This window comes from Vibrio sp. 10N.222.48.A3 (genome assembly GCF_041475345.1).
GTDB lineage: Bacteria > Pseudomonadota > Gammaproteobacteria > Enterobacterales > Vibrionaceae > Vibrio > Vibrio tasmaniensis_A.
In genome coordinates this window covers 1-8,177 of sequence record NZ_JBFRVX010000233.1, presented here as the reverse complement: position 1 = coordinate 8,177, position 8,177 = coordinate 1, and the positions used below count along the sequence as shown (strand labels likewise).

Genomic DNA, 8,177 nt, shown 5'->3' with positions numbered 1-8,177 from the left:
ATCATAGATAAGAACGTCAAAGTGCCAGATGGCACCCAAATCGGTATTGATAACCTTGCCGACGCTAAACGCTTTCACATATCGAAACAAGGCGTCATTGTGGTGCCCTCTTCTTACCAATTTGAAGAATAGCTATCGCTAAAACCAGATGGCGCTATAAGGGCAGCCAAGAGTTGCCTTATTCAATAGTCGCATTCACGGAGCTTTGCTTTTTTATATAAACCACACTTTTTATATCAACTGCAGTGATTTAAAAAGAAAGCATTATCGGCATCAAACTAGCAATGATTTACAAAACTTAAACTAGAATAAGTATTTGAGCTGACGTTTGGTTAAGGCGATAAAACCTAGGCTGGCAAGGTAGATTAGAGGAATGCTTCGCGAGTGAGGTATTTTTGAACATGTATTGAAAACACGAAACATAATATGCGATCAGTTCTTCGGACTTTCAAGGGAGTAAAGGGAGATTATTTGATAACACTGAAGTGAATCACACATGTGCTATTTCGCAGTTGGTTAAACTAACCGATGTTTGCTACGTTTAAATGACACAGTCATTGGAAAGGTATGATTTATGAAAATAAATGTTCAAACACATCATGTATCAATTAACGACGAGTCACGCAAAGACATCGAAGGTAAATTCGAGAAGATATCTAACCATTTCCCATCACTGATCAGCTGCGACATCATCATCACAAAAGAACATGGTCAACACCAGGTTGAAGTGTTCACCAACTACGAAGGTGTACGTGTAAACGCAAAAGCTACAGATGACGTTATGTATCCAGCTATCGCTTCAGCACTCAAGAAACTTGAAGCAGGCCTAAGTAACCGTAAGGGACAATTGAAATCAGACTTACACGAGAAACCAACGAGCACGAAGCCAGAAATTGCTTCAGACATCATCCAAGAGATGAAACTGGTATAACTCGACTAATAGTTAAAGCGCACTGACGAATAGAAGCGCACAAGAATTCCAAAGCCAGCATGCGTTGCTGGCTTTTTCGATCTACACCTCAATCAATGGAATAGTGAGTTTTTAGATGGAACACCAACTAGGCAATAACTGGAAGCACATCGAATGGGTATTAACCGACGTCGATGACACGCTCACTTGGCAAGGCTCACTCCCTCCTGAAACCTTGATTGCGTTACAAAAGCTAAGAGACAATGGAATCAAAGTGGTCGCGGTGACTGGCGCTTGTGCTGGTTGGTGTGACCATATTGCGCAGCTTTGGCCTGTCGATGCAGTGCTAGGAGAGAACGGCGCCTTCTTACTAGAGAAGCAAGATGGTGCATTACAACTCTCATCTGAAACACCGCTAGAACAAGTGCGTCAGAACCAAGCAAAGCTAAAACAAGAAGTTGAAGCGATCTTGTTGAGTTACCCCGACCTCTCGCTAACTTTGGATCAATCTTACCGCTTGTGTGAGGTCGCGATTGATATCGGCCAAAACCGTAAGCCTGTTGATCCTGAAACTGTTCAAGCGGTACTCGAAAGAATACACGCTTTAGGCGCACACGCGACGGCAAGTTCGATTCATATCAATGCTTGGTATGGCGAACACTCAAAGAAAAACGCCGTGCACCGTTTCCTGGCTGATAAAGGCTTATCGCTTGAACAAATCCACAAGCAAGCGTGTTATGTCGGCGATTCAATGAACGATCAACAGATGTTCGAATCACTGCCACTCACCGTTGGCGTGGCAAACATTAAGCATTATTGGGATAAGTTAGATCATCATCCAAGTAAGGTGATGTCGCAGCCGGGAGGCTATGGGTTTGCAGAATTTGTGGATGCGCTGCTGGCAGTTAAAAGCTAGACACTTAAAACGAGTCACGCCCTTCTACTTCTAACAAGGTCTTAGGTCACTCAATAGACATAAAAAAACGACCGCTAGGTAGACCGAAGTACCTAGGGTCGTTTGAGCTTCAAAATGCTAGATAAGCTCTTAACTTTGACACATCACACAAAACACGCTGCATTGCACCATATGTTTATATGAGTTTGTTACGGATGTGGATCACCACTGCTTCTGCAACGATAACCACTGCGAAGATACTCACCAACACCATCGAAACTTTTTGCCACTCAAAAAGGTTCTGCGCATCGTTTAGCACCACGCCAATACCACCAGCGCCTACTAACCCCAATACCGCAGATTCACGCACATTGATGTCCCAACGGAACAATACGATGGAATAGAATGCGGGCATCACTTGTGGCCAATACCCTTTAAGCAAGATACTCATCCAAGAAGCGCCGGTTGCACGCAGAGCTTCGATAGGCCCCATGTTCACTTCAGCAATCGCTTCCGCTAACAGCTTCCCTACAAAGCCGATACTGCGAATAGCAATTGCCATAATGCCTGCGAGAACACCGGGGCCAAATAGTGCGATAAACAACAAAGCCCAAACCAATGAGTTCACAGAGCGTGAAGACACCAGAAAGAATTGAGCAATCCAATTCAAAGCTTTATTCGGAGTGATATTTGGCGCGTTCATCAGCGCCAAAGGGATAGCAAATACCAAGGTAAACAAGGTACCTAACGTCGCGATGTGCAGTGTCTCAATCATCGCTGCGTGAATCGACTCAGGATAGAACGCGTAATCCATTGGCACCATACGCTCGAACATGTCGGCAAACTGGGCTGGCGCGTCGTATAGGAACTCAGGAATCACTTCAACGGTTTGCCAAGACCAAACAATCGCACACACTAAGCTAAGGTAAACGGCAAATCGAGCCACACGTTCGTTTGGTGTAAAGCGCTGCCACTCTTTATCGATAGATGCAGTTGTCATTAGAAGATTCTCCTAACAATATTGGAAAGAAATTCACCCACAAGAATCAATGCGATAATGGTGATCAAAATAGCGGCGACAAAGTCGTAATCAAAACGTTGGAATGCTGAGAAAAGCGTACCGCCAAGACCACCCGCACCCACGATGCCAACCATGGTTGAGTTACGCAAGTTTGAGTCCAATTGGTAGCTAGCAAAGCCAATGAAACGAGTAAATACCTGTGGCATAACCGCGTACAGAATGACGCTGACAAAGCTCGCCCCCGTTGCTTTAATCGCTTCAACTGGTTTAAAAGAGATCTCTTCAATTGCTTCAGCAAAAAGCTTGGCAATAAAACCAATCGATGCGAATACTAAAGTCAGGATCCCCGCAAGGGCACCAAAGCCGACCGCTTTCACGAATAGAATTGCGATGATCACTGGGTGGAAAGAACGACACAGTGCGATGAAGCCACGAATAGGTGTCGATACAATCGAAGGCATCATGTTTCTTGCGGCAAGTAAGCCAAGAAACAATGAGATGATGATGCCGAAGAAACTCGAAATGATCGCTATCTGTAAGCTCTCCGCTAAGCCACTTAGCAGTAGATTAGTACGCGAGAAATCTGGCGGGAACATTCTTGATAGTAACCGCTCACTTTCACCAAAACCGATGATCAAACGATCGAGGGTCAGCCCTAACGTCGAGAAACTGTAAAACAGATAAGCAACTATCGCAGCGATAATTGCACGGTTAGTCCATGAGGTTTTGAACGGATTTTCATGCTTCGTTGGCGACTGGTTTGACGGTACGCTTGGCGATGAACTTGGGGTTAATCCAGCCATGACTCACCCCCGTAAATGATTTTTAGATCTTCTTCTGAGATCCCTTCAGGGCTGCCGTCATAATGAACTTTACCGTTACACATGCCGATGATGCGCTTGGCATAACGCTTGGCTAAGTTCACATCGTGGATATTCACCAACACTGGGATGTTTTTCTGTTCTGCGAATGTCTCCATCAACTCCATGATCTCAACCGCGGTTTTTGGGTCGAGTGATGACGTTGGTTCATCCGCCAATAAGATATATGGGTCTTGCATTACTGCGCGAGCGATACCGACACGCTGTCTTTGGCCGCCTGACAAACTGTCGGCACGTTGGTTAGCAAAGTCTTGCAGGCCAACAAATTCAAGTAACTCGAACGCTTTTGCTAGGTCTTGCGCAGAGTAGTTACGACGCCACGCATTCCAAGCGGTCATGTAACCCAAGCGGCCGCTTAACACGTTCTCGATAACCGTTAAACGTTCGACAAGGTTATATTCTTGAAACACCATACCGATATGTCGACGTTGTTTACGTAGCGCTTGGCCTTTTAGCTGAGTCAGGTCTGCGCCATCAAATATGATCTCACCTTGGCTTGGATCGTTGAGTCGGTTGATACAGCGCAGAAGCGTACTTTTACCGGTACCAGATGGACCAATGATCGCGATGATGCCTGGCTCATCGATATCAATATTAATGCCTTTAAGGATTGGCTTGCCTGCCACGTATTCGTGGAAAAGGTTGTTTATCTTTATTCCTTCATAGCTTGCTACGGCCATACTGCATTTCCTTGTGCGAATTTTAGAATGATCTATGCCCTACCCGCGAGGGCATAGATATTTAGTTGAAGTAGGTGTTTTTAAAGAACTAAGTCTTTCTAAAACTTAGTCTTCTAATAAAAAAGAACTAGCCGTTGTTTGCTTGTTTTGCTAGCTCAGCGGCTTTTTTCTTTGCTCGTTTAGCCGCATCTTTTTCAGCCAATTTCTTCAAGCCAGTTTTGGTGTAAGCCGTACCTGTCGCATGAGCGATATCACGAATCACATCCCACTCTTCTTTGTAGCTGATTGGCGAGAAACGGTCGGCACCTTTAAACGATGCGCTCATTTCTGGTGTAAAGCGGTAGCTAAAGAAAGCTTCGTTGATCTTCTCAACCAGTTCTGGTTTTAGGTTGTAAGCATAGCCAAACGCAGACGTTGGGAAGCGTGGGCTACGGTAGATGATCTTCAGTTCAGAATCGTCAACACGACCTGCTGCTACCATACGATCGTACACGTCCGATGCCACAGGTGCTGCGTCATAATCTCCATTGAAGACGCCTAGAATCGATTGGTCATGCTTACCTGAGTAAAGCACTTTGTAATCTTCATCTGGCACTAGGCCTTTCGCTGGAAATAACGCACGTGGAGCTAGGTTGCCAGAGTTGGAAGATGCAGAAGTGTGTGCAACCTTTTTGCCTTTCAGATCAGTCATTTTGTTAATGCCGCTGTCTTTACGAACAATCGTGATTAGGTTGTAGCCTTGGAAGCCAGACTCATCGCCCTTCACCGCAATTGGAACGTAACCTGCTAAATTAACTGCGTAGCCTGTTGGGCCCGTAGAGAAACCTGCAACATGCAGTCGACCAGAACGCATCGCTTCTACTTGCGCAGAGTTCGAGTGAACCGTGTAGTAAATCACTCGCTTACCCGTAATTTTACTTAGGTGAGCTTGGAAATCCGCAAACGCATCTTTGTACAACGCAGGGTCTTCTACTGGCGTATAAGTAAACACAAGCGTACTTGGGTCGTTCCACTCATCTGGGTTCTTTGGTGAATCGGCGACCAAATCTTGGTTTTCATCACAGTATCGATCGTCTAACACACCACGACTAGAGCAGTCGCTTGCCATAGCCATTGAAGGAAGTAGTAATGAGCTAGCGATTAACAGTCCTTTAACACTGATTTTCATATTCAAACCTTACTTTTACTTATTGTTGAAAGTCACCTTCGCTATTGCAGCCTTTGTGCCACCTTTTAATTTATTTAATTTCAATAACTTAAAGAAAACCCTAGATTGGGAAATTACTTTTGTGTCATTACTGTCCAACTAAGAAGTGCCTATTTGGGTCATTTCTGTCCCGCCAATTTCGGCGGTAAAAAAAGAGCCCGAAGGCTCTTTGGTTCACTGCTTTTTATCTTATTATTCTTTGGCTAAGTACTCTCTATACAAACGCTATAATTGCTATGCAAAGCGAGCTCACAACAGCCTAAGCGTCGCTGTCCATACAGTTAGCGTAGTAAGTTACCGTTGCAGGCCAATCGCTGAATACGCCCATAACACCAACATCTTGCGCCAGTACATCAAGCATTTTCATCATGTCGCCATCATTGTTGATGCCATCTTTCACGCTTTGGTAATACCATCCGCCGCCTTGCGCTAGCGGGCCTGAACGCTCAAGTGTCCATGCAATAATTTCAAGATCAGCATCTTTTGCCAGTTTCGCGTAGTTAGACGCCACTAATTCGTTGTTCTTATCAAGTTCAACCAAAGCAAACAGAGGTGGTGCGATGATATTCACGCCCGCATCGTGTAGCTCCTTCATGTTTTCAACAGACGCGACAAAGTCCGCTTGCTCATAGACACGGTCGTCAAGATAAACGGCTTGCTTACCGAACTTAGGCGTCTCATTAACCCAGTACTTCACATCATCCAAGTTGAATGACTGTAGGTAAGTCTCTGAAGGCTCAAAACCCGCCTCTTTCAGCTCATCCACCAGCTTCTGCGCGTACATCTCTTGGCTAAAACCATTGAAAGGCATTTCTACCGCCGCCGATTTTAGCTCAGGAGTCACCTTCACGCCGTGCTCTTTAAACAATGCCGCACTTTCGGCGTGTGTCATCAGTGTCCCATTTTGGCTGTAAAGGTCAGTTCTCCAACCAGGTGTGCCATTCATGTACTCTTCGACCGTGGTTGCTTTTTGATTCGCACCATCCATTTTCCCTTTCAGGGTCTTAAACTCAGCCAGCGTGAAATCAGAGGTACGACACTCAACCTGTGCATCTTCGCCTGTCGCTGGGTTAGCTGGCGTGAACGGTGTTGAACACTTCTTAGCAAGATCGGGATGCGCTAAAACATCGGTTGTGGTGTGCAGATCACTTTGCGAGTGACGACATACCAACGCCTTATCTTTAGTAAAAGTCACATCGCACTCCACTACACCCGCGCCCATTTGAATCGCTGCTAAGTAGGATTCCTTGGTGTGTTCAGGAAACTGCATCGCAGCTCCGCGATGTCCAATAGAAAAATCACTACGATGAAAAGGTCCTTCACTGCAACTCAACAGCTTGGTTTTCAAAGGGCTCTCATCCATATTGTTCACTAAAAAGAGGGGACGAGGACCTAAGTCGGCTGATTCTGCTGCGGCCCATGCCGTCATCGAGCTCACACCGAGTATCAGAGCAATCGAACCTTTCAGTATTTGCTTCATGTTTGTATCTCCTTGCAACAAGCAATTATTTTTCTAACTTCCTTTATTCGATCATTCGGTGTTGGATAGCTGTCATATATAGATAGCTGTCATATATATTTTGACTCAGCACCGAATAACCTCATGTGAACGTATGCCACAATGTAGTGATTGCACGCATTGTGCCAAATGTTAAAGCCCTTTTATTACAATCACTTGAAACGGTTAACCATTCGACTAAAAGTGAAATGGGTCATTGTTGTCTTGTGCTTTTATTAAGCGAATGGATGAACCAGTTAGGCCTTGAAGCTCTCTTTATCCAATTGGTGTTTCTTCATTTTTCGATAAAGGGTTTTACGCGGTAAATTCAGCTTACTTGATACCTCGTTAATGTTGCCTGCGCTTTCTATTAGCGCTTCCGTCAGTACATTCCTTTCGTACTGCTCCATCTGCTTTTCAAAAGCGAAATCTTCTCCGGACGCTTCACAAATTGGTGATTGAAGATCAAAGCCATCACCAACAATACCAAGTACAAATCGGTCTGCGACATTGCGTAATTCGCGCACGTTACCCGGCCATTCGTGTCGACATAGCTGCTGAATCTGTTCAGGGTAAATCGTTGATGGGCGTGTCTTGTACTTGTGGCTCGCTTGAATCACAAAATGGCGGAACAGCACCTGAATGTCCTCTTTGCGTTGACGCAATGCGGGAAGGTTTAAGCTAGCAATATTAAGACGATAGAAGAGATCGGCTCTGAACTCCCCCGTTTCACTCAGGCTCGCGAGATCAGCTTTGCTGGCGGCTACCACCACAATATCGACCGGGATTAACTCGTTACCACCAACGCGCTCAATCATTCGTTCTTGAATGACGCGCAGCAGTTTAATTTGCACCGCAATTGGCATACTTTCTATTTCATCAAGAAACAGAGTTCCGCCATTGGCTTGTTCTATTTTGCCAATGCGTTTCTTGTTGGCACTGGTAAACGAACCCGCTTCATGGCCAAACAACTCACTTTCGATAATGCTTTCTGTCATGCCGCCACAGTTGATCGCGACAAAGGGCTTCGCCTTACGACGGCTAAATTGATGCAACGCGCGAGCTATCACCTCTTTGCCCGTTCC

Annotated in this window: 8 protein-coding genes and 1 pseudogene; 3 read left to right on the top strand and 6 right to left on the bottom strand. The window is 45.3% G+C overall.

Annotated features, from left to right (window positions below):
* From glgC to AB4653_RS07970, 3 genes and pseudogenes are all read left to right on the top strand, one after another.
* Window positions 1–132 (top strand): annotated as a pseudogene (glgC, locus tag AB4653_RS07980) (glucose-1-phosphate adenylyltransferase); the annotation flags it as partial.
* A 442-nt stretch (window positions 133–574) separates the two neighbouring features.
* Complete coding sequence (gene hpf / locus AB4653_RS07975; RefSeq protein WP_009846260.1) at window positions 575–931, top strand: ribosome hibernation-promoting factor, HPF/YfiA family; 357 nt, start codon at window positions 575–577, stop codon at window positions 929–931.
* Between the two features lie 115 nt (window positions 932–1,046).
* Window positions 1,047–1,826 carry an HAD-IIB family hydrolase gene (locus AB4653_RS07970; protein ID WP_102258238.1) on the top strand — a complete coding sequence of 260 codons (780 nt, stop codon included), beginning with the start codon at window positions 1,047–1,049 and terminating at the stop codon, window positions 1,824–1,826.
* A gap of 175 nt (window positions 1,827–2,001) precedes the next feature.
* Here AB4653_RS07970 and phnE (AB4653_RS07965) read toward each other — a convergent pair whose 3' ends face one another.
* The 6 genes from phnE (AB4653_RS07965) to AB4653_RS07940 form a co-directional block, all read right to left on the bottom strand.
* Window positions 2,002–2,805, bottom strand: a complete 804-nt coding sequence (phnE, locus tag AB4653_RS07965; RefSeq protein ID WP_076675284.1) for a phosphonate ABC transporter, permease protein PhnE — start codon at window positions 2,803–2,805, stop codon at window positions 2,002–2,004.
* Window positions 2,805–3,629 (bottom strand): phosphonate ABC transporter, permease protein PhnE, encoded by an 825-nt coding sequence (gene phnE, locus AB4653_RS07960; protein ID WP_102258239.1) that lies wholly within the window; start codon window positions 3,627–3,629, stop codon window positions 2,805–2,807. The genes phnE (AB4653_RS07965) and phnE (AB4653_RS07960) overlap by 1 nt, the downstream gene beginning before the upstream one ends.
* On the bottom strand, window positions 3,617–4,387 hold the full coding sequence (phnC, locus tag AB4653_RS07955) for a phosphonate ABC transporter ATP-binding protein (RefSeq protein WP_004732991.1): 771 nt from the start codon (window positions 4,385–4,387) through the stop codon (window positions 3,617–3,619). Before phnC ends, phnE (AB4653_RS07960) begins: the two co-directional genes overlap by 13 nt.
* Before the next feature lie 127 nt (window positions 4,388–4,514).
* A complete protein-coding gene (gene phnD / locus AB4653_RS07950) occupies window positions 4,515–5,555 on the bottom strand; it encodes a phosphate/phosphite/phosphonate ABC transporter substrate-binding protein (RefSeq protein WP_041473170.1) in 1,041 nt (346 codons plus the stop codon).
* A 298-nt stretch (window positions 5,556–5,853) separates the two neighbouring features.
* Window positions 5,854–7,074: a glycerophosphodiester phosphodiesterase family protein gene (locus tag AB4653_RS07945; RefSeq protein ID WP_102258240.1), complete on the bottom strand. Its 1,221-nt coding sequence runs from the start codon at window positions 7,072–7,074 to the stop codon at window positions 5,854–5,856.
* Window positions 7,075–7,349: 275 nt separating this feature from the next.
* Window positions 7,350–8,177 (bottom strand): sigma 54-interacting transcriptional regulator (locus AB4653_RS07940; RefSeq protein ID WP_372103766.1); only part of this gene is annotated, 828 nt, incomplete at its 5' end.

What these genes read in the sequence shown, in the direction of transcription:
- hpf (WP_009846260.1), top strand. Translation starts at nt 575, where the DNA reads ATGAAAATAAATGTTCAAACACATCATGTATCAATTAACGACGAGTCA.
- phnE (WP_102258239.1), bottom strand. Translation starts at nt 3,629, where the DNA reads ATGGCTGGATTAACCCCAAGTTCATCGCCAAGCGTACCGTCAAACCAG.
- phnD (WP_041473170.1), bottom strand. Translation starts at nt 5,555, where the DNA reads ATGAAAATCAGTGTTAAAGGACTGTTAATCGCTAGCTCATTACTACTT.
- phnE (WP_076675284.1), bottom strand. Translation starts at nt 2,805, where the DNA reads ATGACAACTGCATCTATCGATAAAGAGTGGCAGCGCTTTACACCAAAC.
- AB4653_RS07945 (WP_102258240.1), bottom strand. Translation starts at nt 7,074, where the DNA reads ATGAAGCAAATACTGAAAGGTTCGATTGCTCTGATACTCGGTGTGAGC.
- AB4653_RS07970 (WP_102258238.1), top strand. Translation starts at nt 1,047, where the DNA reads ATGGAACACCAACTAGGCAATAACTGGAAGCACATCGAATGGGTATTA.
- phnC (WP_004732991.1), bottom strand. Translation starts at nt 4,387, where the DNA reads ATGGCCGTAGCAAGCTATGAAGGAATAAAGATAAACAACCTTTTCCAC.